21 protein-coding genes and 1 tRNA gene are annotated in these 24,797 nt (G+C 57.4%); 12 read left to right on the top strand and 10 right to left on the bottom strand.

Features of this window, described 5'->3' with window-relative positions; all coding sequences use genetic code 11:
* The 3 genes from HUO14_RS16085 to HUO14_RS16075 form a co-directional block, all read left to right on the top strand.
* The coding region (locus HUO14_RS16085) for a hypothetical protein (RefSeq protein WP_217908050.1) at positions 1 to 448 on the top strand (448 nt) is incomplete at its 5' end.
* Positions 435 to 1,211 (top strand): hypothetical protein, encoded by a 777-nt coding sequence (locus tag HUO14_RS16080; RefSeq protein ID WP_176280843.1) that lies wholly within the window; start codon positions 435 to 437, stop codon positions 1,209 to 1,211. The genes HUO14_RS16085 and HUO14_RS16080, both read left to right, overlap by 14 nt.
* On the top strand, positions 1,208 to 1,969 hold the full coding sequence (locus HUO14_RS16075) for a hypothetical protein (protein WP_176280842.1): 762 nt from the start codon (positions 1,208 to 1,210) through the stop codon (positions 1,967 to 1,969). Before HUO14_RS16080 ends, HUO14_RS16075 begins: the two co-directional genes overlap by 4 nt.
* 188 nt (positions 1,970 to 2,157) lie before the next feature.
* Here the strand turns inward: HUO14_RS16075 and HUO14_RS16070 are convergent.
* Positions 2,158 to 2,233: transfer RNA gene (locus HUO14_RS16070), tRNA-Thr, on the bottom strand.
* A 230-nt stretch (positions 2,234 to 2,463) separates the two neighbouring features.
* Here HUO14_RS16070 and HUO14_RS16065 point away from each other — a divergent pair.
* Complete coding sequence (locus tag HUO14_RS16065) at positions 2,464 to 3,801, top strand: PAS domain-containing protein (protein WP_176280841.1); 1,338 nt, start codon at positions 2,464 to 2,466, stop codon at positions 3,799 to 3,801.
* Between the two features lie 194 nt (positions 3,802 to 3,995).
* Complete coding sequence (locus HUO14_RS16060) at positions 3,996 to 8,672, top strand: NAD-glutamate dehydrogenase (RefSeq protein WP_176280840.1); 4,677 nt, start codon at positions 3,996 to 3,998, stop codon at positions 8,670 to 8,672.
* On the opposite strand, the gene HUO14_RS16055 is transcribed toward HUO14_RS16060, so the two are convergent.
* The 6 genes from HUO14_RS16055 to HUO14_RS16030 form a co-directional block, all read right to left on the bottom strand.
* Positions 8,669 to 9,874 carry a DUF445 domain-containing protein gene (locus tag HUO14_RS16055; protein ID WP_176280839.1) on the bottom strand — a complete coding sequence of 402 codons (1,206 nt, stop codon included), beginning with the start codon at positions 9,872 to 9,874 and terminating at the stop codon, positions 8,669 to 8,671. The two genes, HUO14_RS16060 and HUO14_RS16055, sit on opposite strands and share 4 nt — an antisense overlap.
* Positions 9,875 to 9,948: 74 nt before the next feature.
* The gene (locus HUO14_RS16050) at positions 9,949 to 13,374 is read right to left on the bottom strand and encodes an efflux RND transporter permease subunit (protein WP_176280838.1); all 3,426 of its coding nucleotides are present in this window, start codon (positions 13,372 to 13,374) and stop codon (positions 9,949 to 9,951) included.
* A 27-nt stretch (positions 13,375 to 13,401) separates the two neighbouring features.
* Positions 13,402 to 14,580 (bottom strand): efflux RND transporter periplasmic adaptor subunit, encoded by a 1,179-nt coding sequence (locus HUO14_RS16045; protein ID WP_176280837.1) that lies wholly within the window; start codon positions 14,578 to 14,580, stop codon positions 13,402 to 13,404.
* Positions 14,581 to 14,831: 251 nt separating this feature from the next.
* Positions 14,832 to 15,095, bottom strand: coding sequence for a GlsB/YeaQ/YmgE family stress response membrane protein (locus tag HUO14_RS16040; RefSeq protein ID WP_176280836.1), 264 nt, complete (start codon positions 15,093 to 15,095; stop codon positions 14,832 to 14,834).
* 147 nt (positions 15,096 to 15,242) lie between these two features.
* A complete protein-coding gene (gene sciP / locus HUO14_RS16035; RefSeq protein WP_176280835.1) occupies positions 15,243 to 15,542 on the bottom strand; it encodes a CtrA inhibitor SciP in 300 nt (99 codons plus the stop codon).
* 121 nt (positions 15,543 to 15,663) lie between these two features.
* Positions 15,664 to 15,990 carry a hypothetical protein gene (locus tag HUO14_RS16030; RefSeq protein WP_176280834.1) on the bottom strand — a complete coding sequence of 109 codons (327 nt, stop codon included), beginning with the start codon at positions 15,988 to 15,990 and terminating at the stop codon, positions 15,664 to 15,666.
* A gap of 195 nt (positions 15,991 to 16,185) precedes the next feature.
* Between HUO14_RS16030 and mnmA the strand changes: the two genes are divergently transcribed.
* Complete coding sequence (gene mnmA / locus HUO14_RS16025; protein ID WP_176280833.1) at positions 16,186 to 17,319, top strand: tRNA 2-thiouridine(34) synthase MnmA; 1,134 nt, start codon at positions 16,186 to 16,188, stop codon at positions 17,317 to 17,319.
* 2 nt (positions 17,320 to 17,321) lie between these two features.
* Here the strand turns inward: mnmA and HUO14_RS16020 are convergent, their stop codons facing one another.
* Positions 17,322 to 17,690 carry a hypothetical protein gene (locus HUO14_RS16020; RefSeq protein ID WP_246255730.1) on the bottom strand — a complete coding sequence of 123 codons (369 nt, stop codon included), beginning with the start codon at positions 17,688 to 17,690 and terminating at the stop codon, positions 17,322 to 17,324.
* Between the two features lie 29 nt (positions 17,691 to 17,719).
* Between HUO14_RS16020 and HUO14_RS16015 the strand changes: the two genes are divergently transcribed.
* The gene (locus HUO14_RS16015; protein ID WP_176280832.1) at positions 17,720 to 18,862 is read left to right on the top strand and encodes a serine hydrolase domain-containing protein; all 1,143 of its coding nucleotides are present in this window, start codon (positions 17,720 to 17,722) and stop codon (positions 18,860 to 18,862) included.
* Here the strand turns inward: HUO14_RS16015 and HUO14_RS16010 are convergent.
* The gene (locus tag HUO14_RS16010) at positions 18,859 to 19,668 is read right to left on the bottom strand and encodes a PhzF family phenazine biosynthesis protein (RefSeq protein WP_176280831.1); all 810 of its coding nucleotides are present in this window, start codon (positions 19,666 to 19,668) and stop codon (positions 18,859 to 18,861) included. The two genes, HUO14_RS16015 and HUO14_RS16010, sit on opposite strands and share 4 nt — an antisense overlap.
* A complete protein-coding gene (pdxH, locus tag HUO14_RS16005; RefSeq protein WP_176280830.1) occupies positions 19,665 to 20,240 on the bottom strand; it encodes a pyridoxamine 5'-phosphate oxidase in 576 nt (191 codons plus the stop codon). Before pdxH ends, HUO14_RS16010 begins: the two co-directional genes overlap by 4 nt.
* A gap of 101 nt (positions 20,241 to 20,341) precedes the next feature.
* On the opposite strand from pdxH, the gene HUO14_RS16000 reads away from it, so the two are divergent.
* The 5 genes from HUO14_RS16000 to aroC all read left to right on the top strand — a co-directional run bounded on the left by HUO14_RS16000 (position 20,342) and on the right by aroC (position 24,751).
* Positions 20,342 to 20,800: an ABA4-like family protein gene (locus HUO14_RS16000; protein ID WP_176280829.1), complete on the top strand. Its 459-nt coding sequence runs from the start codon at positions 20,342 to 20,344 to the stop codon at positions 20,798 to 20,800.
* 69 nt (positions 20,801 to 20,869) lie between these two features.
* Positions 20,870 to 21,790, top strand: coding sequence for a DnaJ C-terminal domain-containing protein (locus HUO14_RS15995; RefSeq protein WP_176280828.1), 921 nt, complete (start codon positions 20,870 to 20,872; stop codon positions 21,788 to 21,790).
* Positions 21,791 to 21,808: 18 nt separating this feature from the next.
* On the top strand, positions 21,809 to 22,744 hold the full coding sequence (locus HUO14_RS15990; protein ID WP_176280827.1) for a YihY/virulence factor BrkB family protein: 936 nt from the start codon (positions 21,809 to 21,811) through the stop codon (positions 22,742 to 22,744).
* Between the two features lie 66 nt (positions 22,745 to 22,810).
* The gene (gene fabI, locus HUO14_RS15985; RefSeq protein WP_176280826.1) at positions 22,811 to 23,614 is read left to right on the top strand and encodes an enoyl-ACP reductase FabI; all 804 of its coding nucleotides are present in this window, start codon (positions 22,811 to 22,813) and stop codon (positions 23,612 to 23,614) included.
* A 69-nt stretch (positions 23,615 to 23,683) separates the two neighbouring features.
* Positions 23,684 to 24,751, top strand: coding sequence for a chorismate synthase (aroC, locus tag HUO14_RS15980; RefSeq protein ID WP_176280825.1), 1,068 nt, complete (start codon positions 23,684 to 23,686; stop codon positions 24,749 to 24,751).
* The last annotated feature ends 46 nt before the right edge of the window (positions 24,752 to 24,797 follow it).

Here is a 24,797-nt window from a genome sequence, read left to right as displayed (position 1 = left end):
TCAGCACTCGCTTTGGGTTTTGAGGATTTGGGTCTCATCTTCGTTCCTTCGTCACTACGACGAGACCCAAATCCTCCTTAACTTACAACATCAAATTTGTGCCACAGGTGCTGACGGGGAACACACAGTGTTTGGAACCGACAATCTTTCCGAAGCCCTTCAAAAAGCGCCGGGTCATTCAATTTCTGCCAAAATATGGGCCGCCAACATCATTTTCGGCAAAAGTAAATCAAACTGGAAAAAATCATATCATGAAGCGGATTTTGATTTTCGCATCGATGGAATGGTGCACGCAGATAATGCCAATGTAACCAATCTTAACGCCAATGAACTTACATTTGAAATCAACGAACCGGATTTCGAAATCGAACTCTGTGGGTTCGATCCGAACAGGGACGTCCATATCGACGTAAAGAAAGTCCGGGAGGCTGGCGATGACCTCAGCTAACCTGAACTTTACCCAAAGGCGGAAAATCAAATCCAATCTGGTTGATGTTACCATCAAAGAGCGGAATGATGATTTTATCCGTGTTGCATTGCATATGGACAGCAAGGCACTGAGTAGCGTTGAGGGCTATCGACTGGTCCTTGACGCCTTTGATCGAGGCCAACATGAGCGCAAAGTCATCAGCAATCCGGCCGATCAGGATTTTGATTTTGATTTGTTTCCAATTGATGCCAATCTGCGTTTCAAAATCCGGCAGGTATCCTCCGGTATTGATACAGGAAGAGTCATTGCGGCAACTGCAGACATTCGGCCAGTCGAAGCTGAAGGTCAAATCGAACGTAAACCTTTCATTGTTCCTGAAATCGAGGACTTGGGCGGCCTGCCTTGGCAAATTGTTTGGGAAGGTGATATCGCCAATCCGAAGTTAGTTTTAAACAGCAGGCTAAGTGAGCACTTTGGTAGCTGGCATCATCCCGCCCTTCAGGCACTCTATCTTCCATCAATGGTGCGTGATCTTCTATCGGGAATCATTGCACGGCATGAAAGCCTCGAAGATCTTGATGAAGATACCCTTGGCAGCCGTATTATCGAGTTTTGTCGGGTCAGCTTTGATCCTGCCATGCCTTCTACTCCTTTTCATGGCAAATCTGAAATTGACGATGAATGGCTCAAATGGATTGAAGAATGCGTGGTGTCCTTTTCAGAAACGAAATGGAGAAATGGCAAATCCCTTATGGATCAAATGCTGGAGTCAGGATCATGAAGAACGAAATTCCAGTCATGAGATTTACCGATAAAGGTATAACAGAGGTTCGCCTGACCATCGAAAGCCTCAGAAAAGAAGCTCATACGAAAAAGGGCAGTCAGGGGACCCCGATTTCCCGCGAGGAAGCTTCGGCGCTCTCCGCACTGGCGAAACGTGCTGACTTGGTCGAGGCCGTCCCGGAATTCGGCGAAATTGATACAGCAACGCGCTTTGAGAATCGGCTGGCCATGGGAGAATATCTTGCGAAGACTATCTCGGCAGGTACAGCTGATGACGACAAGGGGCTCTGGACGTGGATTAGCATGATTTATCTTGATCAGCTGCTGGCTCCTCGGTCGGACGGAACTCTCTTGCTGGCAAGTGAATATCGATATATTCCCGATAAAAGTCGATTGAGGTACTATCGTCACCTAGCAAAAATGGCTTGGACTATTTTTCGTCAATATGAAAATCGGGCCCGTTTATTTCTTTCGATACCATGCCATGTTCATTCAGACTTTGTTGAGCAGTCACAAAAAGATGATGTCCGGTCCAATCCAAATATCATCGATCTGTGCCTCGAGCTATTTTACGATGAGGACAACGCAATCTTGAAAAAAGGGGTCGGTGCATCAGTCAAAAGAGAAGGAAGCTTCCGACGCTTGGTCTCTATTGTTTCTCCTCAGCTATATATGAATTTTGATTTATACGAAATGTCAGCTGATCGGATCGATCAGATTTTGCCGATTGAATTCAAGCAATGGAAAACGGCCTGAGCCCGAGAGAAAACTGAACTGTCGTTCGGTGTTTGTCAGCAACAATCTCTCCCAATCGCTCACGCATGGCTTCCCTGTCCTGACCATTCGATGGTAACCGGGACAAAGTACCACCCACGCCATACCCACAAGCGCGCCCCGTGTGGGCATGTTCAGCAGCAAGCGCTAATTTACAAAGCTGAGAATGATGGTGCCGCTTAGAGGATTCGAACCTCTGACCCCCGCATTACGAATGCGATGCTCTACCAACTGAGCTAAAGCGGCATCAGCGAGATGGCGGGGCACCGGCCCCATGCATCTTCATTGATCGCGGGCCATTACCAGCAGAGCTTTGCCGTGACAAGTCTGCGCAGTCGATAAATCGCGCCACCGCTTCCGTTTTGCCGGTTTGCGACCCTCAATCGGGGCCAAAGGTCATTATCAGGAAATTTACCATATGTTTACCATAGGGCATGCATAGAAATGTGGAACTATTGGAATGACGGTGGGGAAGCATGGAAAACCTACGTAATCACGGTGAACTTAGCGATCAGGACATGGCCTCGGCTCCTGATTACGTCGGCTATGAAGATGACGACGCCGCTATGGAGGCACCCCCGGCCATTGGTCAGGATGAGCGGCGCATGCATGTGCGCGCTTATAATTTCTGGGCGGGGCTGCTGGGAGATCGGCAATTCCCCAGCGTCGAGGATCTGGCGCCCGAAACCGACGAGGACTTCGGTCCGAACAGCGTTTTGCTCGACTTTACCGACGGCGTCGAAAATCCGACGATCCAGTTTCTCGGCCGGACGCTCCGCGAGGAATGCGAGATTGATGATTCGATCACGGCGATCGACGATGTGCCCGCACGTTCGCTGCTGTCGCGGATTACCGACCATTATCTCCAGATCATTGCCAATCAGGCACCGATCGGTTTTGAAGCCGAATTCGTCAATCAGCGCGGCGTGACGATCATGTATCGCGGCATATTGCTGCCTTTCTCTACCGACGACGACACAATCGATTTCATCTATGGCGTGATCAACTGGAAAGAAGTGGCCGCCGATGCCATCCGCGACGAGATCGAGGATGAAGTTGCCGAAGCAATGCTGTCTGCACCGGCAAAAATTGCCGCGGGACCGGTCTGGGAAGACGGACCGCATTCCGCCAATCTGGAAGAACTGGAGCTCACGCAGGAACTGGAAATCGTCCCCGACTTTGCTCCAGACCCGGTTGCCGAGCCGCTGGACGACGACGCGAGCCTGGCCGACTGGCTGTGCGCCGCCCGCGACAGCGCCGACAATGCGGCCGATTGCGTCGAACGCAGCCGTGTGGCGCTCTACTCGGCGATAAGCCAGGCCTATGATTTCTACCTGATGTCCGAACAATATCCGGACGATTACCAGATGTTGCTCGAAGATTCCGGACTGGTGGTTCAGGAACGCGCGCCGATGACGCCGATCGTGAAACTGGTATTTGGTGCCCAGTATGACAAGACCAGACTGACCGAATATGCGACCGCGCTGAAATATGCGCAGCGCAATGGCATCGAAAAAGGGACGCTTGGTGATCTGCTCGTTCGGCATGACGGTGGCCTGAAAGCGATTGTCTATGCGGAACGCCAGGCAAACCGTCCAGCTGGGCTGCTGGCCAAAGCCCGGACCGTTGGCGAGGACCTGCTGGCGAAGCTGCGCTCGGCACCGTCGCGGCAGCTACAGGAAATTGACGCTGGCGATTCCGAATTTGTGGTGATCGTTGCTCGCAAGGACCAGAGCGGCGAACTGACCATTGTCGGACCGGTGGTTGGAAATGAAAAGCTGACCAGTCAGGCGCTCAAGCACACTCAATTCTGAGTGTATCTCTGGTGAGACAGGACCGCCGCCGGCGGAACCATTGGTCGCATATGTAACCAAAATATCACTATGGGCAATATTCCCGAATCGCCCTCCAAAAGGATCGGCTAATCTCTTGAGCGGGTGCGCGAATAGGCGCATAGCTTCGCCAAGCTGGCGGGACAATGTCTCGTCCGGATATACTTGGAGGAAAAATGTCAGCCAATCGCGACTCGGAAACCACGCGAACGGGCCACCCGGCCGACAAACTTGAACAAGCGCTGGTCGCAGCCTTTCGTGAAAGTGCGCTACCAGGTGAAAATACCGGCTTTGACAAGAAAGCCTGCGAAGAAGCCGCAAGATATACCCTGTTGTGCGCCCAGGAACGTCAGGGAAGCGAAGCCAGCCTGTTGCTGGAAAGCGTCAGCATTTCGCAGAATCACAGGCATCTCCGCCTTGCGATCGTCAACGACGACATGCCTTTCCTGGTCGATTCCGTGTGCGCGACGATTGGCGGTTTCGGACTGACCATCGAGCGGCTGATCCATCCGGTGGTTGCCGTCCGGAGGGATGTCAAGGGCCAGCTGGTCGAGATTGCCGAACAGGCAACGAGCGGTGAGAAATGCGAGTCGATAATCTATATCGAACTGGAACGCACAGACGCCCGCGTTCGCAGGGAACTGGTCAAGGCGTTGCGATCAAATCTCAAAGACGTCGCTGCGGCGGTTGCCGACTGGCTGAAATTGCAGATCGTGCTGGGCGAAAATGCCGATGCGCTACCCGAAGGGGAAGGGGCGACCTTGCTGCGCTGGTTCCTCGACCGGAACCTGACATTGCTGGGCCATGAAATCGTCAATCCAGAGGGAGAGCGCCGGAACGAGCTCGGCCTGGCTCGGATGCGCCCGCAACCGATCCTGTCCGAAGAAAGCCGGCGCCGCGCGTTCGAATGGTTTGAAAACGGCGGCAAGGCGCCGCTCATCATCAAGTCCAACCAGCTGTCTACCGTCCACCGCCATGTCCTGATGGACTTGATCATCGTGCCGGTGAGAGACAAGGGCAAGGTCACCGCGCTGTCGATCATTTCCGGCATGTGGACCAGCGCCGCGCTCGCCGCCGCGCCGGAAACGATCCCCGTCCTGCGCACCCAGCTCACCCGATTGTTCGACAAGTTCGAATTTTCCGAATCGGGTCATGCCGGCAAGAGCCTGACCCATGCGCTGACCGCTCTGCCGCATGATCTGCTGATAACCTTCGCCCAGGACGATCTGGAGAAGCTTGCGCTGATATCGATGTCGCTGATCGACCGCCCGCGACCCAAATTGCACAGCGTGATATCGCCGCTGGCCCGTCACCTGTTCGCTTTCGTGTGGCTTCCCCGCGAACAGCTCTCGACCGAGCGCAGGCAGAATGTCGAGAATATGCTGATCGACGCGACCGGCGCCAAAATATTAAGCTGGTCGAATACGCTCGAAGAAGGCGGGGTATCCTCCTTGCGCTACACGCTCGACATGGGCGCCGACGGCCGTATCCCCGACCCCGATCTGCTCGATCAGGAGCTGGAAAATATGGTCCGGGGCTGGAAACCGGAAGTCGAGCGGAACCTCAGGGAAGCAGGGCAGGACAGCCGGGCGGCGGTTCTCGCCCAGCGCTATGCCGATTGTTTCCCAGGCACTTATCAGTCGACCTATGGCGCGCTGGAAGCCGCGAAAGACATCATGCGCCTGTTCAGGCTCGAGCGCGGTGGTCAGCGTTCGACCCGGCTCTACCGGCTTGCCAGCGATGCCGACCATCTGCTGCGGCTGAAAATCTATCATCTCGGCGGTGCTTTGCCATTGTCCGACGCCGTCCCGACGCTCGAGAATTTCGGCTTTACCGTGCTCGAGTCGGTGCCGACACCGCTCGACGATGGCCGCCTGGGCTATATCCACGATTTCCTGCTCGAACTGCGATCCGAGGAACGGTGTGACAGCCTGATCGCCCGGTCCGATGAAATCGAGGCGGCGATCACCAGCGTCTTGGATGGCGAGGCGGAAAATGACGGCTTTAACCAGCTTATCACGACTGCGGGCATTGATGCCCGCTCGACCGTGTGGATGCGGGCCTGGTTCCGCTATCTGCGGCAAACGGGACTAAGCTATGGCCTGATCACCGTGGTCGAAGCTCTGGCCGAAGCGCCCGATGTCACCGCAGCAATGATCACGCTTTTCCGTGCGCTCCACGACCCGGATTTTGAAGGCGACCGCGCGCAGACAGCCAAGCTCGCGACGCGCGAAATCGATGCCGCTCTGGTCGGGGTTCATGCAATCGATGACGATCGCATTTTACGCTTGTTCCGGGCCGTTATCGAATCCGTTTTGCGCACCAACGCCTTTGCCTATCAGGCCGGGGAAGCGCTTGCGTTCAAAATCGAGAGCGCGAAAATTCCCGAGCTGCCGGCTCCGGTTCCGTGGCGTGAAATATTCGTTTATAGTCCGCGTGTCGAAGGCATCCATTTGCGGGCTGGTCCAGTGGCGCGCGGCGGCCTGCGCTGGTCGGACCGGCGGGATGATTTTCGCACCGAAATCCTGGGCTTGATGAAGGCCCAGCGGGTCAAAAATGCCGTGATCGTTCCGACCGGGGCGAAGGGCGGCTTTTTCGCCAAACAGCTGCCGTCGGGTGATGACCGTGATGCGTTCATCGCTGAAGGCATTGAATCCTACAAGATTTTCATAACCGCCTTGTTGTCGGTGACCGACAATATCGTCGAGGGCGAAGTCGTTCCCCCGTCCAGGGTGGAGCGTCTCGACGAAGATGATCCCTATTTCGTTGTCGCAGCCGACAAGGGTACGGCCAGCTTCTCGGATATCGCCAACCAGATCGCGATCGACCGCGGTTTCTGGCTGGGCGATGCTTTTGCCAGCGGCGGCAGCAATGGCTATGATCACAAGGCGATGGGTATTACCGCGCGCGGCGCCTGGGTTTCGGTGCAGCGCCATTTTGCGGAAATCGGGGTCGATGTTCAGAGCGAACCTGTCACCGTCGTCGGTGTCGGTGACATGTCGGGCGACGTGTTCGGCAACGGGATGCTGCTGTCCAAGACTCTGAAGATCGTGGCCGCCTTTGACCACAGGCATATTTTCATTGATCCCGATCCGGATGCGGCAAAAAGCTGGGTCGAGCGCCAGAGATTGTTCGATTTGCCGCGTTCCAGCTGGGATGATTATGACAAGACGCTGATATCCGCAGGCGGCGGTGTTTTTTCACGCAATTCGAAGACGATCAAAATCTCCAAGCAGATCGGCAAGCTGCTGGATTTGCCCGATGAGGCCGAAACAACGCCGTCAAAACTGATGAGCGCCATTCTTGCCTGCAACGCCGATCTGCTGTGGTTTGGCGGCATTGGAACATATGTGAAGGCGGCGGCCGAAAACCATATCGAAGTGGGCGATCCGGCAAATGACAAGATTCGCGTCAATGCCGAGCAATTGCGGGTGAAGGCGATTGGCGAAGGTGCCAATATGGGAGTTACCCAGGCCGCGCGTATCGCGTTTGCTGCCAACGGTGGACGGGTCAACACCGATTTCATCGACAATAGCGCCGGTGTCGACTGCTCGGATAACGAGGTCAATATCAAGATCGCGCTCAACCCCGAACTGGTCAGCGGTACATTGAAGCCGGACGCCAGGAATAGCCTGCTTGAATCGATGACCGACGAGGTCGGCGCGCTGGTGCTGGAAGATAACCGCTTGCAGGCACTGGGTTTGTCGATCGCTGAAATGGGCGGTACGAAAAACCTGCCATCCTATATCCGGCTGATCGACCAGTTCGAAGAACAGGGCCAGTTGAACCGCGCGGTCGAAGGTCTGGCGAGCAATGAAGACCTGATCCGCCGCGGTCAGGACGGCAAGGGGCTGTACCGGCCGGAGCTGGCTGTCCTGATCTCCACCGCCAAGCTGGCGTTGCAGGATGCGATCGAAAATAGTGATCTGGGTGATGATCCTGGATTGAACAGCGAGTTGCTCGAAGCCTTCCCCAGTGCGATGCAAAAGGCGCACAAGACGGCCATTCTCGAACATCAATTGCGCCGCGAAATCATCGCCACGAAACTGGCGAACCGGATGATCAACCGGCTGGGCCTGATTGACCCGTTTGAATTGGCCGAGGAAGAGGGCTGTACCCTTGGTGAAGTGGCGCGCGCTTTCGTTATGGCGGAACGCCTGTTCCACGCGGACAGGCTCTGGCATGCACTGGAAGTCGCCGAGATTGGCGAGGATATCAGGATCGTCCTGTTCGACCGCCTCGCCTATGTCTTGCGCTCGCACATGGCGGATCTGATGCGGATAGGGGTGTCGGACGACCGTATCGACGATACCGTCGATATGCTGGCCCCCGGCGTCAATGCGCTTAACGAAAATGTCGAAAATCTGATAACCGCAGAAGGACGGTTGCAGGCTGCGATACAGGTAAAGGCGCTGGTAGAGGCAGGGGCGACGGCCGATATCGCGGCGCAAATTGCCAATATCTACAAGAATGACGGTGCGGCCGGCATTGCCTATCTCGCCCACAGCCGGGAAATCGATCCTCTCGAAGTGGCCGTTGCCTTTACGACCGTCGGCAGTCAGCTAGGCTTGGACTGGGCGCAGATGACGGCTACCCGGATCAATCCGTCAGACCCCTGGGACCGGTTGCTGGTTGCGGGCCTGGCGCGCGATTTTCAGCAGATGCGTCTCGACTTCCTGCGCCGGACCCGCGGCAAGGACATGCCGCAATTTGTCGAAAGCTGGGCAGAACGCAATATCGACCGCGTTGCTCAGTTCCGGAAGATCATGGATCGGGCGCAGCAGACCACCAAGCCATCCATCGCCATGCTGGCGCAGATTGCCGGGCAGGCGCGGCTGCTGCTTTCGCGCTAGATCCAGAATCCGAGTATATGGAGCGATACGCCGACCAGCCCGCCCACCAGGGTGCCGTTGACGCGGATGAATTGCAGGTCACGGCCGACTGCATTTTCGACCCGGTCCGTAATCGTCTGCGCATCCCAGCCGCGGACCGTTTCTGACACCAGCTTGACGATATTGTCGCCGTAGCTGTCAACGACGCCAATGACGGCACGTCTGCCGAAGCGGTTGATCTGCCGGTTGAGCAGCTTGTCCTGCTGCAGGCTGTTGCCGAGCTGGATCAGCGCGTCGCCAAATTGGCCGGCCATCGCGGCATTGGGATCACGGGCGGCCCGGAGCAGCGCTTCCCGGCCTTTTTCCCAGATACCATCGAGCCACGAAGCGATCGCCGGATTGTCGATCATCTCGAGCTTCCACTCGTTCACCTTCTGGCGAAGTTCGGGATCATGCTGCAATTCGTTGGCGAGTTGTTCAAGACTCTCTTCCGTCTTGGCGCGGACCGGATGACCGGGATCGGCAGCCATGTCGGCGAGCAGCTTGTAGAGCCCGTCGAGAACCTCGTTGGCGACCCGGTCATCCAGCCCGGTCCAGCGCATCACGGCATTGGCGCGGTCGGTCACGATATTGCGGATCACCAGTTCATTGGTGTCGAGCGTACGATAGGCCCAACGGATGGTGGAATCGATAAGCGGGCCATGACGTTTCTCGGCCATGACCGCCTGGAGAATCTGTCCCATCGGGGTTGCGATGTCGAGGCCGACGGCCTGGGTCTTGACGGCGCCCTTGAACATCGTGCCGAGTCGGTCCTTGTCGAGGGAAGCGATCGCGTCGCCAAGCAGTCTCGATGCGCCGAACTTGAGCCGGCCTTCGCCGCCGCTCGGCGACTTCAGAAAACGTCCGATGCCGCTGGCAAGGTCGACCGTGCGCATACGCTGCGCAACGAGACGCGAAATCAGGAAATTGTCCTTGAGAAAATTGGCCAGCGTGTCGCCGATCCGGTCCTTGTTGCGCGGTATGATCGCGGTGTGCGGGATCGGCAGGCCCATCGGGTGGCGGAACAGGGCGGTTACGGCGAACCAGTCAGCAAGTCCGCCGACCATCGCCGCCTCTGCGAAGGCGCGGACAAAGCCCAGTGCCGGATGCACTTCCTCATAGTTTTTCGACGTGAAATATATGATCGCCATGACCACCAGCATGCCGGTGGCAATGATTTTCATGTCCCGGCCGGCATTCTGGTTTTTCGCTGAAGCGTTTGTTCCGCCTCGGGCGCCTGTTTGAGAGGATATTGGCTTCACTCGGCGGGCTGGACCTCTCCACCGGGGCGATCATGACGATCATCGCCCGGTTTGTAGGTCAGCATCCGGTTGCGCAACCACGGTCCGGCCCGGCGTTCAAACCCGTCTGCCAGGCTGAAACCTGCAGGGACAATGACAAGAGTGAGCAAGGTTGAAACAATCAGACCACCAATCACCACGATCCCCATAGGAGCGCGCCACGCGCCGTCGCCGGTCAGCGAGATAGCGGTTGGTACCATCCCGGCGGTCATCGCTACCGTGGTCATGACGATCGGTTGCGCACGCTTGTGCCCGGCATCCATGATTGCCTCGAACTTCGGTACGCCTTTCTGCATTTCCTCGATCGCAAAATCGATCAGCAGAATAGAGTTTTTACTGACGATGCCGAGCAGCATCAGTACGCCGATCAGCACCGGCATCGACACGGACGTGCCGGTCGCCCAGACCAGCAACATGCCACCCAGTGGCGCCAGGGCCAGCGAGCCCATGTTGACCAGCGGCGACATCAGGCGTTTGTACAGCAAGACCAGCGTGGCAAAGACCAGCAGGATGCCGGCGATCAAGGCGATCATGAAATTGACCGCCAGTTCCTGCTGCCACTCGTCTTCGCCAAAGGCTTCGTTGGACACACCGGTCGGCAGATTCTTCATGATCGGCAATTCGAAGATCGCGGCCATCGCCTCACCCTTGATGACTTCGGGCGCGAGATCGGCACCGACAAATGTCCGGCGGTTCTGGTTATAGCGCTGGATCGACGTCGGCCCGGAACCGAAGCTTACCGAGGCGACGCGGCTGAGCGGAACCGTGCCTCCGGTCGCAATCGGGATTGGCAGGTTTTCGATCGTCGTCAGATCGGCACGCGATGCGAGCGGCAACATGACACGGATCGGAATCTGACGATCCGACAGCGAGAATTTTGCCGCATTCTGATCGATTTCACCCAAAGTTGCGATCCGGATGGTCTGGCTCAGGGCGGCAGTCGTCACGCCGAGCTGGGATGCCAGGTCCATGTGCGGAGTGATGATGATTTCCGGGCGGCTGAGGTCAGCGGCGATCCGGGGAGCGCGGACCAGCTTGAGGTCTTTCATCTGTTCCACCAGCTGGGCGGCCGTGGCATCCAGCAAATTCGGGTCTGATCCGGTCAGCATGATCGAAATATCGCGTCCGGTTCCGCCGCCGCCGTTTTGCGACTGGAACGAAATCCGGGCATCGGGAATTTTCTGAAGCTCAGGCGACAGGCTGCGCTCAAATTCCATCGAGGTTTTCTTGCGATCTTCCTTCAGGCTGACGAAAACCGTGGCGTTGGTTTCGCGAACCCGCGTCAGCGCGCGATCAACCTCGGGCTGAGCATACATGAGGTCCGACACCTGGTCGGCAATTTTTTCGGTCTGCTCGAGCGTGGTTCCAGGCACGACCTCTATCTGGATCCGGCTATTGTCCTGATTTGTCGTCGGTTGAAATTCGCTCGGCGTGATCGCGAACAATATGACCGTCAGGCCGAAGGCGACGACACCGGTCGCCATCATCCAGATACGGTGATCATGGCCCCGGGCCCGGAAACGGCCGGCGCGATATGCATACCAGTCGGCAAAGCGGCTGCCCAGTATGCCGGTCGACTGCCGGATTATATATGCCAGCAACATGGCACCGGCGGAACCGGCGGCGATTCCGGCGATCAGTCCCAAGATGGCCCGCAAAAAGTCGCTTGGTATCAAAGTCGGTATCAGTCCGTAGACAAACATGCCGAGAGCGAATGCTATGCCGACAAAGGCCGCTACGATCACAGTGAACAACAGGAAGCCGACAAGATATTGCCACCATGCCGCTTTGGCGGGAACAAGTGTCTGCCGGATGCGATCGGCTTGCGAACGGTCGAGCACCCATTCCAGCAAGCGCATATAGCGGTCCATCCAGACGCCTTCGCCATGTTCCGCCTGACCATGAGACTTGAGGAAATAGGCAGCTATCATCGGCGTTATCATGCGGGCGACCGCCAGACTCATCAGCACCGAGACAACAACGGTTATGCCGAAATTCTTGAAAAACTGACCGGATATGCCCGGCATCAGTCCGACCGGCAGGAATACGGCGACGATACAGAAGGACGTGGCGACAACCGCAAGGCCGATCTCGTCCGCGGCGTCAATCGACGCCTGATAGGCGGATTTCCCCATACGCATATGGCGCACGATATTCTCGATCTCGACAATGGCATCGTCGACCAGCACACCTGCTACCAGACCGAGCGCGAGCAGGGAGAGAAAGTTGAGATTGAACCCGAGCAGGTCCATGAACCAGAATGTCGGTATCGCGGACAATGGAATGGCAATCGCCGAAATCACCGTAGCCCGCCAGTCGCGGAGGAAGATGAAGACGACGACGACGGCCAGAATCGCGCCTTCGATCATCGCCAGCATCGAGCTCTTATATTGTGATTTGGTATAGATCACGCTGTTGAAAAGTGGGATGAATTCGATCCCCGGAACTTCCGCTGAAATCTTGTCCATAATGACAACCGCTTCGTCATAGACGGTAACGTCGGAAGCGCCGCGCGCGCGGGTCATCGAGAAATTGACGACCTCCACGCCCCTCACCTTGCTGATCGAACTGCGTTCGCCAAAGGAGTCGGTCACTTCTGCAACGTCGCTCAGCTTGATGGTCTGGCCATTGCCGAGGGATATTTGCGTCTGGGACAAGGCAAAGGCATCGTCGGCGTTACCCAAAACGCGGACCGATTGCCGGGTGCCGCCCACTTCCGCCCGGCCACCGGCAGCATTGATATTGACCTGACGCAACACATTGTTGATCTGGCTCGCCGTCACGCCGAGCGCCTGCATCCGGTCCGGTCGCAGGATCACCCTGATTTCTCGGTCCACGCCGCCAAAGCGGTCCACTTCGGCCATTCCGTCAACGGACAGCAGGCGCTTGGCGACCGTGTCGTCAACGAACCAGCTGAGCTGTTCGACGGTCATGTCGTCGGCCTTGACCGCAAAAAATGCAATCGGGCCGCCCACGGCATCGACTTTCGACACTTGCGGTTCCAGAATGCCTTCCGGGAGGGAGCCGCGGACCTGATCGACGGCATTTTTCACTTCGTTGACGCTGTTGTTTACGTCCGCGCCGATTTCAAATTCGACAAATGTGCTGCTGCTGCCTTCGCTCGCGGTCGAGCTGATATTCTTGACCCCGCTGATCGAGCGAACCGCCGCCTCCACCCGCTGGGTGATCTGGCTTTCAATCTCGGTCGGTGCAGCGCCCGGCTGTGAAATGCGCACGGAAACGGCCGGAAATTCGACATCCGGGTTGTTCACGACATCCATGCGGTTGAAGCTCAGCAATCCCGCAAACAGAAGTGCGGCAAAGAGCACCAGCGGAGCGACCGGATTGCGAGTGCTCCATGCGGAAATATTGCGAAGGTTCATCGATCAGGCCTCAAAATCTTGCGCGACTCATGCGCCGCCGGCTTTTTTCTGGACTTTCGGTTGAACGGTTTCACCGGGACTCAGGAAACCGCCGGCTCGAAGTACGACCCTCTCGTTTCCGTTCAGACCGGAGGTCACGGAAATCCCCGCCGCAGTTGTTGCACCGATCACCACATCGCGCCGCACCGCCTTGTTGTCCGCCCCGACAATATAGACAAAGCTGCCCTTGCTGTCATTCTGCAGCGCCGATTCGGGCAGAACGGCAACTTCGGAAGTACCGCTCTCGATCCGCGCGCTGGCGAATCCGCCCGGGCGCAAAGCAGGGTCATAGCCCAGAGCAATTTTGGCGATCCCCTGACGGGATTGCGGATCAATGGTTGGCGAAATCTGCCAGACCTGCCCGGTCAGGTTCTTGTCGGTTCCGACCGGAGTGACTTGGGTGGAAATGCCTACGGAAATATTGGCCAAGTCAGCTTCGCCAAGTTGTGCCTGGAGTTCCATCTCGCCATTTTGTGCCAGCAGGAAGAGAACGCCACTGCCTTGAGTTACCGTCTGCCCAGGTTCGACATTGCGTTCCAATACAAAGCCCGCCTTGGGCGCCACGACGTTCAAACGGTTGTTGCGCGCTCTGGTCTCGTTCAACTGGGCCTGCGCTACCCGCAGACGGGCCGCGGCGGAATCCCGCGTTGCCGTCAAACGGTCGATATCGGCCTTGGAAATGAATCCCCGATCCACCAGCTGTGCTGCGCGATCGAGATTGGCTTGTGCCAGATTGAGATCCGCGCGTGATACGCCTACCGATGCCTCAAGTCCCGCTGCTTGCTGGGATTGGACCGAACGGTCGATACTGGCCATGATCTGGCCCTGCTTGACCCAGTCGCCGGCGTCGACATAGACATTGGTAACCCGGCCACCCTCGCCGACTATGCTGACCGGTATTTCGCGGCGCGCTGCCACGGTCCCGGTTGCGTTGATCGTACGGGTAATCTGCTGTTTCCCGGGTGCCATGACGGTGACCATCGGCGCCTGGCTCGCAACCTCTTCATCGCCCTTGGCTCCGAAAAAATAATTATAACCGATATAGGCGAGCAGAAGTGCGACAGCGACCGCCGCCGCAATGATCAGCGGGCGGCGATTGGCCGCGCGCTGCACCGGGTCGTCCATCATTGAAATTTCGCTACTGGGGATGGCAGATTCATAGTTCATTTTTTCACTCTTCGGTCAGGCCCATATCGCATATTTGCAGCGCGATACACAAAAGAATCGCTGATTTTGGGGTCAATTCGAATTTCACCAGCTGTGTTACATCAATATGGCACTAGCGGCAAGCCGGAACAGGTTTCTGCCAGGCTTGCAAGCCGTGGTTCGACCAACGACCGATATTATCTTATCAAAGGGCCGGTTCGTTCCCGAACCGGCCCCTGATATTCCCGAAAATTCTTCTGGAAGAACAGGTGTTAACGAACCCGTCCGCGTTGAATCAGGTTGAGAATCAACAACAAGACCACCGCGCCAACAAAAGCCGTGAACAAGCCGGTGATCGAAAATTCCTGAATAGTACCGCCAAACCCGAAATAGCCTCCGACAAAATTGCCGATCACGGATCCTATGATGCCGACGATAATATTCCAGAAAACGCCCATCGAAGCATCACGCCCCATCACCATGCTGGCCAACCAACCTGCAACGCCGCCAACTATCAATGCAATAATCCAACCCATATAATCCTCCTGCTTAGACGCAAGCGTGGATAACTACCCACGCGAATAGTGCCACATAGAGGATTTTCAGGGTGACTTGAAGGAATAAAAAGAACCGCCGGAGTTACTCCGGCGGTTCTGGCAAGGCTTTGAGCGTATGAAACGCCGTTAATATTTTTGCTGGCGCTCGTACAGGTCCCGATAATGTTGAATGCGCGTGACCCGCAATCCCGGCATTCCGGACCGGTCAACTGCCCGTTGCCAGGAGGCGAATTCTTCCAGCGAAAGGTCATAGCGGTCGCATACTTCGTCTACGGTCAGCAGGCCGCCGTTGACCGCCGCGACCACTTCCGCCTTGCGACGGACCACCCAGCGAGTCGTACCAGGTTTCGGCAAATCACCAATGGTGAGCGGTTCACCCAGGGGGCCGACAACTTGCGCTGGTTTTATTTTTTGGTTTTCAATCATACTACCCTCAATTTTTTGCCTTTCGGCATTTGGCCCTGTTTTTGTTCCGTCTGGTCTTCGTAACAACAGAGCTTTTCAATTACCTGAATTGCCAAGGTAAACGCCGCGTTTACAAATTCGATTATTCATTCATGTCGTCGATCTTCCTATTTGCCAGGTCCGGTCTGAAGCAGCCCGTTCCAAACAAATTTGCTTTCTTGCGGCTCGCCATGTCCGACCGCATCCGTCCGGCAAAATAGGCCATCCGGTTGTCCAGGAACGAGGCAGGAGTTGCCGACTGCGGGACAATCAGGCCCTTGCTGGCAGCGTCATAATAGCGCGCTGACTGGCTGGAAGCCTGTCGCGCAATCGCGTGGGCCAGCAAAGCCTGCCGGTCCGCGACTTTTGTCGCAACGCCGGCATAGTCATCCGAGATGGCCCGTTCCAAGTCCTGATGGGGGAAGTTCATTTCCATAGACGCCGGTCTAGCAGCGAAGGTATAAACTTGTGTAAAAGGGCTGTTCACACCACCTTAGGACTAGTTAAGCAATCCTTCCCTTGTGCGGACCCGTTCGTGCCAAAATGGAGCAAATGGCGCGAATAAAGGGGATTGGATTGCAGCGCTGGCGCAATCCGCAGGATTTCTCTAGGGACTGCAATTGTTATGACAGATAGAATCAACGGAAATTTTCAGCTCGGTGACGATCTGACGGGAAAGCGCATCGTCGTTGCCATGTCGGGCGGCGTCGATTCGAGCGTGGTCGCAGCTCTCGCGGCGCGAACCGGTGCGGAAACCATCGGCATCACCCTGCAGCTATATGACCATGGTGAAGCGGTCGGCCGCGTCGGAAGCTGCTGTGCCGGACAGGATATCCGCGATGCGCGTGCCGTGGCCGACCGGCTTGGCATCGCGCATTATGTTTTTGACCATGCCAGCCGGTTCAAGGATTCGGTGATGGATGTCTTCGCCGACGAATATATGGCCGGCCGGACACCGATCCCCTGCGTGCAGTGCAATATGGGAGTCAAATTCACCGACCTGCTGCAATTGTCCCGCGAGCTGGGTGCCGACTGTCTGGCGACCGGGCATTATGTCCGCCGCGTCGCGACTCCGGAAGGATCAGAATTGCACCGGGCCCATGATCCTGCGCGTGACCAGAGCTACTTCCTGTTTGCGACCACCCAGGATCAGCTGGACTATCTGCGATTCCCCCTCGGCGACATGCCCAAGACACAGGTTCGCGAAATCGCCGAAGACATGGGGCTGGCGGTGGCATTCAAACCCGACAGCCAGGATATCTGTTTCGTTCCCAATGGTGATTATGCCAGCGTCGTCCGGAAATTGCGGCCGGACGCCGACGATGACGGGGAGATTGTCCATATCGACGGCACCGTGATGGGGCGGCACAAGGGGCTCATCCATTATACAGTCGGACAGCGCAAGGGACTGGAGATTGGCGGGCAGGCCGAGCCGCTCTATGTCATCCGGCTGGAACCAGATGCAAAACGCGTCATTGTCGGGCCGAAAGCGGCGCTGGCGGTTGCGTCGGCTTCTCTTCGCGACATCAACTGGATCGGCGGTGACTATGCCGGACCGGTCGAGGTAAAGGTCCGTTCAATGTCCAAGCCGACCCTGGCGCGTCTGGAGGGCCAAAAACTGGAATTCCACAATCCGGAATTCGGAGTGGCGCCAGGCCAGGCTGCGGTTTTCTATCACAAGGAACGGGTTCTGGGTGGTGGCTGGATCGAATCGACCGATGCGGTCGAGCAGCAATGGCTGGCGGGCGTGGAAGTCTAGGTTCAATCGGCCTGCAGCGCGGCCTCGGTCAGCATCACGCAGCCCCAGCCTTCTCGAAATTCAGCCGTGGCCGAGGCAATCATTAGCGCGGACGCCGTCACCCTTTTGCGCTCGTCATCCAGCGACAGGCCGACGACTTCCATGCCGGGCTCAAAATCCTTGCGACAGTCCTCGATATCCCGTCCGCCGACATAATGGCAGGAACAAGCTACGCGGGCACCATAAGCGGTGCCGACTCTCATCTGGCCTTTGATGAAGCTGAAATTATACGCCAATAGCGCGATCAGGATGAGCAGGAACAGGCTACCGACATATAATGCGATGCGTTTCCTGGTGAGGGGTGCGCGCGAAGTGCCTTTTACAGTTGCCATAGCGGCTTCTATTGGTGCAACGTCGCAAAATGCACAAGATTAAAGTCGCTTTCATACCATCCCTGATGCTTGCCCTCTCCGCGTGCGGAGCGACCGGCGAACCCGAGGCGGCGCCCCAAAAAACTGCGGCGGAACTTGCCTATATCTCCGATGAGACACCGATCCCGAAATCACGGCTGGATGCCGCAATCGCCCCGCTTTTCGACGACCCGGCAATGGCCGAGACGCGAGCGTTGCTGGTGATGTATCGCGGGCGGGTCATCGCTGAACGCTACGGCGAAGGATATGACGAGGACACAAGGTTCATCAGCTGGTCGATGGCCAAAAGTTTCACCGGTGCATTGATCGGGTTTCTGGTTGCCGACGGCCGGCTGGTGCTGGACGACCCCGCGCCGGTGCCCGCCTGGCAGAGGCCCGGCGATCCGCGCGGCGATATCACGCTACGGCATTTGCTGCACATGTCTTCCGGGCTCGATCATACCGAGGGACCCGAGGAAGACGGGAAGACTGTGTTCGAGGCGGATACCAACCGGATGCTGTTCATGGATGGCGCGCAAGACACCGCGGCTTATGCCGAGGCCCGCCCGATGGAGGCCAAGCCCGGCGAGAAGTTCGAATATAGCAGCGCCACCAGCATCATTCTTGCCGACATCATTACCCGCACCCTGACCGAGAGCACCGACCCGCTGGTCCGGCGTGACGTGACATTGCGCTTTATCCGCGGGCGACTGCTCGAGCCGCTGGGGATGGACGGCACTTACCCGGAATTCGATCAGAATGGCACATTTCTGGGTGGCAGCTTCGTTCATGCGACCGCGCGCGACTATGCGACATTCGGCGAATTTCTGCGCCACAATGGCGCCAAGAAAGGCGCGCAGCATTTGCCGGTCAGCTGGGTCAGGTTCATGAAAAAATCATCGCCAAACGATCCGGCCTATGGCGGTCATATCTGGCTCAACAACCAGCGACCCGAAGGCCGGAACACGGTGCTGTTCCCCGACAATGGTCCGGACACCATCTTCGCCGCCCTGGGCCATCTCGGTCAGCAGATCGTGGTCTCACCCGAGCAACAGTTGACGGTGGTCCGGCTCGGTAAGACCCAGGATGATGTTCTCGCGCCGATGCGCGCCCAGATCGGCAAGATCATGGCGCTGTTTCCGATCAGGGGTTAGGCGCCCGCCGGGGGTAGCCGAAATATCCCTTCAACCACCGTCACGCATCGCCCGCCGAGCCACGCCCGGTCACCGTCGAGACGGCAATTGACATAACCCCCGCGTTGGCTTGCCTGATAGGCGGTGAAATTGTCCCGACCCAATTTGCTGGCCCAAAAAGGCGTCAGCACCGCATGGGCCGATCCGGTCACACTGTCTTCGTCGACGCCGCCGCCCGGCACGAAAACCCGGCTCAGCACATCGGTGTCCTTGCCCGGCGCGGTGCAGATAAACTGCGCATTGCCAAGCGCGGCGAGGGCCTTCAGGTCCGGCCTGAGGGCCAGCACCTCATCTGCGCTAGCATAGCGAAGGACATGATAGCGCCCTTCATGAAACTGGGTTTCGACCGGGCTGCCGCCGAGCAGGGCGACGATTTCCGGCATGGCTTTCGGCGCGGGCGGATAGGCCGGCAGGTCGAGCGCATAGCCTTCACCGTCCCGTTTGACCGTCAATGTGCCGGCCTGGCGAGTCCGGAAGGTCACTTGCTGCCGTTCCGGATCTTGCGACAGGATGATATGCCCGCTGGCAAGCGTGGCATGACCGCAAAGGGCGATTTCCACCGTCGGCGTGAACCAGCGCAGTTCGTAATCCGCGTCGCCGCTGTCATCGGGCAGGTAAAATGCGGTTTCGGCGAAATTATTCTCCTCGCCAATCGCTTGCAGGACCGCATCATCCGGCCAGCTGTCGAGCGGCATTACCGCTGCCTGATTGCCGGTAAAGGGGCGGTCGGCAAATGCGTCGACGTGATAATAAGGCAGGTTTGTCATGGGTAGAGCAGTCCTTCTGTCCAGGCATCACCATCAGGTGAAAATATCCGGCGCTCGTGCAGGCGGTGCGCCTGGTCTTGCCAGAATTCAAAATGTGCCGGTGTGAGGCGATAGCCCGACCAGTGCGGCGGACGCGGTACTTCGCCGCCTTCAAAGCGCTTGGTCATTTCCGCAAAACGGGCTTCGAAGGTTGCGCGACTGTCGAGCGGGCTGGATTGGTCTGATGCCCATGCTCCCAGCTGGGAATCGCGGCCGCGGGTCGCAAAATAGGCATCCGCGGTGGCGTCCGGCACGCGGGAAAGAGACCCTTCGATCCGGATCTGGCGGCGCAGGCTTTTCCAGTGGAACAATATCGCCGCCTTGGGGTTTTCCGCTATATCGCCTGCCTTGCGGCTTCGCTGGTTGGTATAGAAAATGAAACCGTCAGGGCCATGACCTTTCAGCAATACCATTCGCGCGGACGGCTGCCCGTCGGCGTCGGCGGTGGCAATCGTCATCGCATTGCTATCATTGATCTCGGTTTTGCGCGCTTCGGCAAACCAGTTATCGAACAGGGAAAAGGGATCGGTCATGGCATGGCTCTAACATTCCGCGATGCGCTCGCAAACAAACAAAATTTTGCCCGGCGACAAGAGCGCATTATCTGCTAGGATCGTCGCAAACAGGGGGCGTTATGAACTGGGATCTGATTTTCACAATTACCAATAATTATGCGTTGCTGATGTGGCTGATACTTGCCTTCGCGCCACGTCGCACCCCGATCATGACGGCTATATTCTATGGCGGTGTGGGGCTTCTGGCCGGCGCCTATGCGGTGATTGTCATTCCCATGATGACAGGCCTGATCGACGGCGGCAGTGGTGGCATCCCTGACTTTTCCACCCTCGCCGGCGTCCAGCAACTGCTCTCGAGTCCGGGCGGCGCGACCATAGGGTGGATCCATTATCTCGCCTTTGATCTGTTCGTCGGTCTCTGGGTCGCACGCAATGCGGACAAATACGGGTTTGCGCGTTGGCTTCAGGTCCCTATCCTGTTCTTCGTGCTGATGCTCGGGCCGTTGGGGCTGGTTCTCTACCTGCTTTTACGTTTCACCCGGCATAACAAGGTTGCGGATGCCGTTATACCCGAATAAAACACTGGAGTTGAAAATTGGCGGGAAATACCAATCTCGGCATGGTAAGGATTTGAAAAAGGTTAGATAATGATAGATCCCTATCAAGCATTGGGAGTTGCCAAAGGCGCGGACGAGAAGGAGATCAAATCCGCCTATCGCAAGCTCGCCAAGGAACTGCACCCCGACAAGAACAAGGACAACCCCAAGGCGACGGAACGTTTTTCCGACGTCACCAAGGCCTATGACCTGTTGTTGGACAAGGACAAGCGCGCGCAATATGATCGTGGCGAGATAGACGGGGAAGGAAATCCAACCTCGCCATTCGGCTATGGTAGCGGAGGCGGCTATCAGCGGGGGCCGGGCGGCCAGCAGCATGATTTCGGCAATGGCGGCGCGGATTTCGGCGATATTTTTGAAGGTCTTTTTGGCGGCGGCGGTCGCAGCGGCGGCTCGCCGTTCGGTGGCCATCAGCGCAGCGCGCCGCCACCCAAAGGCGCGAATGTCGCTTATCGGCTGAAAGTCGAATTTATCTCGGCAGCCACGCTGCAAAAACAACGGATCACGCTTGAAGATGGCAAGACCATTGACCTCAGCCTCCCCAAGGGTGTCGAGGAAGGCACGCAAATGCGGCTCAGCGGCAAGGGCCGCCCCGGCCCGGGTGGCAATGGTGATGCGATTGTCACCATTCACATCAATCCCCATCCCTTTTATGATCGTGATGGCGACAATATTAGGCTGGAACTGCCGATCAGTCTCAAGGAAGCGGTGGAGGGAGCCAAGATCAAGGTTCCTACGGTTGACGGGCCGGTCATGCTTTCGATCCCGGCCGGATCGGATTCGGGCAAGACATTGCGGCTGAAGAACAGGGGCTTTCACAACAAATCCGGCGTGCGGGGCAATCAGCTGGTGACTTTGATGATCACCCTGCCGAAAAAGGATGAAAAACTCGAAGCCTTCGTGAAAGACTGGGCCCCCAAAGACAATCCGCGCGCCAGCATGGGTGTATAGGCTTGGCCCGGATCCGCCATGTCTGAACTATCGCCCGAGGCGCGGCGCCGCGACAGGGGCGGCCGAAGCATACTAGGCATTCGAGCCAGCGAGCCGCTGGCGGATGAAAGTCTGGCACGCCGTGCCTTCATGGTTCTCGAACGCACCGCAGTGGGCGTCTATTATGACGGCTTCACCTTTGCCGGAAATTTCGCCTATCTGTCGCTGCTTGCCGTCTTCTCTTTCTTCATCGTTGCCGCTGCCGTCGTCGGCGGTTTTGGCCAGACCGCTGTCGGTATTGAAATTGTGGAAGCTTTCCTCGTGACCGTCCCGCCGTCGGTCGCGCGTGCGCTTCACGATCCGATCAATGACGCGATGACTGCGCGGACCGGGCCGTTGCTCTGGTTCAGCGCGATCGTCGGGCTGTGGACGACCACCAGCCTGATCGAAACGATCCGGGAAATTCTCCATCGCGCCTATGGGGTGCAGGCGCAGCGATCATTCTGGGAATATCGACTGACATCCACCATACTCATTCTTTTCTCCGTCTTTTTCGCGATGCTGGCGCTCAGCGCGCAATTTATCGTTGCCGGTATCACGGGGTTCCTCGGAACTTTTTTCCCTGCGGTCGAGACCGATGCCTTGTGGCTTTCGCTATCCAATGCAATTCCGTTTCTGGTACTGTTTGCAACGCTCTATCTTCTGTTCCGCCTGCTCACGCCGCGCCAGTATCGGCCGCGCCAATATCCCAAATGGCCGGGAGCGGTGTTCATCAGCGGCTGGTGGCTGTTGATCACCGGTTTGTTGCCGGTTTTCCTCAAATATGCCGCGAACTATCAGCTGACCTATGGCAGCCTTGCCGGGGTCATGATCACGCTGATCTTTTTCTATCTGGTCGGCCTTGGCATGGTGATCGGAGCAGAAATCAATGCCGCCCTCGCCGACCGTCCTGCGAGCAAGGAAGTTAGCGAATGATCCGCTGGAAAATCATCCGGATACAGTTTATTGGCGACAACAATCGGAATTCAGGAGATATCGGCAATGAGTGATTTAATGAAGGGCAAGCGAGGCTTGATCATGGGGCTTGCCAATAACAAGTCACTGGCATGGGGTATCGCACAGCGCCTGGCGGCCGATGGCGCCGAACTGGCGATCAGCTATCAGGGTGAAGTCATGGCCAAGCGGGTCAGGCCGCTGGCCGAACAGCTGGACTGCGATTTCCTGATCGACTGCGACGTCAGCGATATGGACCAGCTCGATTCCGCATTTGCGGAAATCGAAAAGCGCTGGGGAAAGCTGGATTTTGTCGTCCATGCGATCGGCTTCACCAACAAGGAAGCGTTGCGCGGCAAATATTACGACGTGACTCTCGATGATTTCCTGATGACCATGAACATCAGTGTCTACAGCTTTACCGCGGTTGCAAAGCGCGCCGCTGCGCTGATGAGCGCAGGAGGATCGATGCTGACCTTGTCCTATTATGGTGCCGAGAAGGTGATCCCGCACTATAATGTCATGGGCGTAGCCAAATCCGCGCTTGAAACCTCGGTCAAATATCTCGCGAATGATGTCGGTCCTGACGGCATCCGCGTGAACGCTATTTCTGCCGGGCCGATCAAGACCCTGGCCGCTTCCGGAATCGGTGACTTCCGCTACATATTGAAATGGAACGAGCTGAATTCGCCACTGCGGCGCAATGTCACGATCGATGACGTGGGTGCATCGGCTCTCTATTTCCTCTCCGATCTCTCTGCTGGCGTCACCGGCGAGACCCATCATGTCGATGCCGGCTATCATACGGTGGGCATGAAGCAGGAAGACGCGCCCGACATAGCGCTGGATTGATCATTTCCGTTTTTTGGTGAATGATCGTTTTACACATAGAATTGAACCTATCAACGCGGAGAGCGGGTCTTGAGTTTTAACGTCTTTGGTCACGCCTTCCGCTTTTCCACCTGGGGAGAAAGCCACGGACCTGCGCTTGGCGCAGTGGTCGACGGCTGTCCTCCCGGGCTGCCGTTGAGCGAGGCCGATATCCAGCCGTTTCTCGATGCGCGGCGGCCCGGCCAGTCGAAATATACGACCCAGCGGCAAGAGCCTGATCAGGTCAGAATCCTCTCGGGTGTGTTCGAGGGCAAGACCACCGGTACACCGGTCTCGTTGATGATCGAAAATGTCGATCAACGGTCCAAGGATTATAGCGAGGTCGCCAAAGCCTATCGTCCCGGCCATGCCGACTATGCCTATGACCAGAAATACGGCTTTCGGGATTATCGCGGCGGTGGACGGTCGAGCGCCCGCGAAACCGCGGCCCGTGTCGCTGCTGGCGCTGTTGCCCGGCTGGTGATTCCGGAAGTGACGGTCCGGGCATGGGTTGCCGAAATCGGTGGCGATGCCATCGATCCTGCGAATTTTGATGCCGGTGAGATCGGCAACAACCCGTTTTTCTGCCCCGATCCGGTGGCGGCGAAGCGATGGGAAGCGCTGGTCGACAGCGCGCGCAAGGATGGCAGCAGCATCGGCGCGATTATCGCGTGCGAAGCGACCGGCGTCCCCGCCGGATGGGGCGCGCCCGTTTATGCCAAGATGGATAGCGAAATCGCCGCTGCAATGATGACCATAAATGCTACCAAGGGTGTCGAAATTGGCGACGGCTTTGCCGCCGCCCGTCTGCGCGGCGAAGACAATGCCGACGCGATGCGACCCGGTAAAAGCGGGCCCGAATTTCTCGCCAACCATAGCGGTGGCACAGCTGGCGGGATATCAACCGGCCAACCGATTTTCTGCCGGGTTGCGTTCAAGCCGACCAGTTCGATCCTGACTCCGGTTCCGACCATCACGCCCGATGGCGAGGCGACCGAAATATCGACGAAAGGCCGCCACGATCCTTGTGTCGGTATTCGCGGGGTTCCCGTCGTCGAGGCAATGATGGCGCTGGTTCTCGCGGACCAGAAACTGATGCACCGGGCGCAATGTGGATGAACGGGATGTTGAAACCGGCCGTCGCGGTTATCTGGCCCGGCGAACT

Origin of the sequence: Parasphingorhabdus flavimaris, assembly GCF_013371215.1 — a bacterium.
GTDB lineage: Bacteria > Pseudomonadota > Alphaproteobacteria > Sphingomonadales > Sphingomonadaceae > Parasphingorhabdus > Parasphingorhabdus flavimaris.
The sequence above is the reverse complement of the archived record's forward strand: the minus strand, read 5'-3'. Positions and strand labels throughout refer to the sequence as shown.

Coding starts and splice junctions, on each gene's coding strand:
- HUO14_RS16020 (WP_246255730.1), bottom strand. CDS start 17,690: ATGGCAACTGTAAAAGGCACTTCGCGCGCACCCCTCACCAGGAAACGC.
- fabI (WP_176280826.1), top strand. CDS start 22,811: ATGAGTGATTTAATGAAGGGCAAGCGAGGCTTGATCATGGGGCTTGCC.
- HUO14_RS16000 (WP_176280829.1), top strand. CDS start 20,342: ATGAACTGGGATCTGATTTTCACAATTACCAATAATTATGCGTTGCTG.
- sciP (WP_176280835.1), bottom strand. CDS start 15,542: ATGATTGAAAACCAAAAAATAAAACCAGCGCAAGTTGTCGGCCCCCTG.
- HUO14_RS16080 (WP_176280843.1), top strand. CDS start 435: ATGACCTCAGCTAACCTGAACTTTACCCAAAGGCGGAAAATCAAATCC.
- HUO14_RS16065 (WP_176280841.1), top strand. CDS start 2,464: ATGGAAAACCTACGTAATCACGGTGAACTTAGCGATCAGGACATGGCC.
- HUO14_RS16045 (WP_176280837.1), bottom strand. CDS start 14,580: ATGAACTATGAATCTGCCATCCCCAGTAGCGAAATTTCAATGATGGAC.
- HUO14_RS15990 (WP_176280827.1), top strand. CDS start 21,809: ATGTCTGAACTATCGCCCGAGGCGCGGCGCCGCGACAGGGGCGGCCGA.
- HUO14_RS16055 (WP_176280839.1), bottom strand. CDS start 9,874: ATGAAAATCATTGCCACCGGCATGCTGGTGGTCATGGCGATCATATAT.
- HUO14_RS16060 (WP_176280840.1), top strand. CDS start 3,996: ATGTCAGCCAATCGCGACTCGGAAACCACGCGAACGGGCCACCCGGCC.
- pdxH (WP_176280830.1), bottom strand. CDS start 20,240: ATGACCGATCCCTTTTCCCTGTTCGATAACTGGTTTGCCGAAGCGCGC.
- HUO14_RS16015 (WP_176280832.1), top strand. CDS start 17,720: ATGCACAAGATTAAAGTCGCTTTCATACCATCCCTGATGCTTGCCCTC.
- HUO14_RS16075 (WP_176280842.1), top strand. CDS start 1,208: ATGAAGAACGAAATTCCAGTCATGAGATTTACCGATAAAGGTATAACA.
- HUO14_RS16010 (WP_176280831.1), bottom strand. CDS start 19,668: ATGACAAACCTGCCTTATTATCACGTCGACGCATTTGCCGACCGCCCC.
- HUO14_RS16040 (WP_176280836.1), bottom strand. CDS start 15,095: ATGGGTTGGATTATTGCATTGATAGTTGGCGGCGTTGCAGGTTGGTTG.
- HUO14_RS16050 (WP_176280838.1), bottom strand. CDS start 13,374: ATGAACCTTCGCAATATTTCCGCATGGAGCACTCGCAATCCGGTCGCT.
- HUO14_RS15995 (WP_176280828.1), top strand. CDS start 20,870: ATGATAGATCCCTATCAAGCATTGGGAGTTGCCAAAGGCGCGGACGAG.
- mnmA (WP_176280833.1), top strand. CDS start 16,186: ATGACAGATAGAATCAACGGAAATTTTCAGCTCGGTGACGATCTGACG.
- HUO14_RS16030 (WP_176280834.1), bottom strand. CDS start 15,990: ATGAACTTCCCCCATCAGGACTTGGAACGGGCCATCTCGGATGACTAT.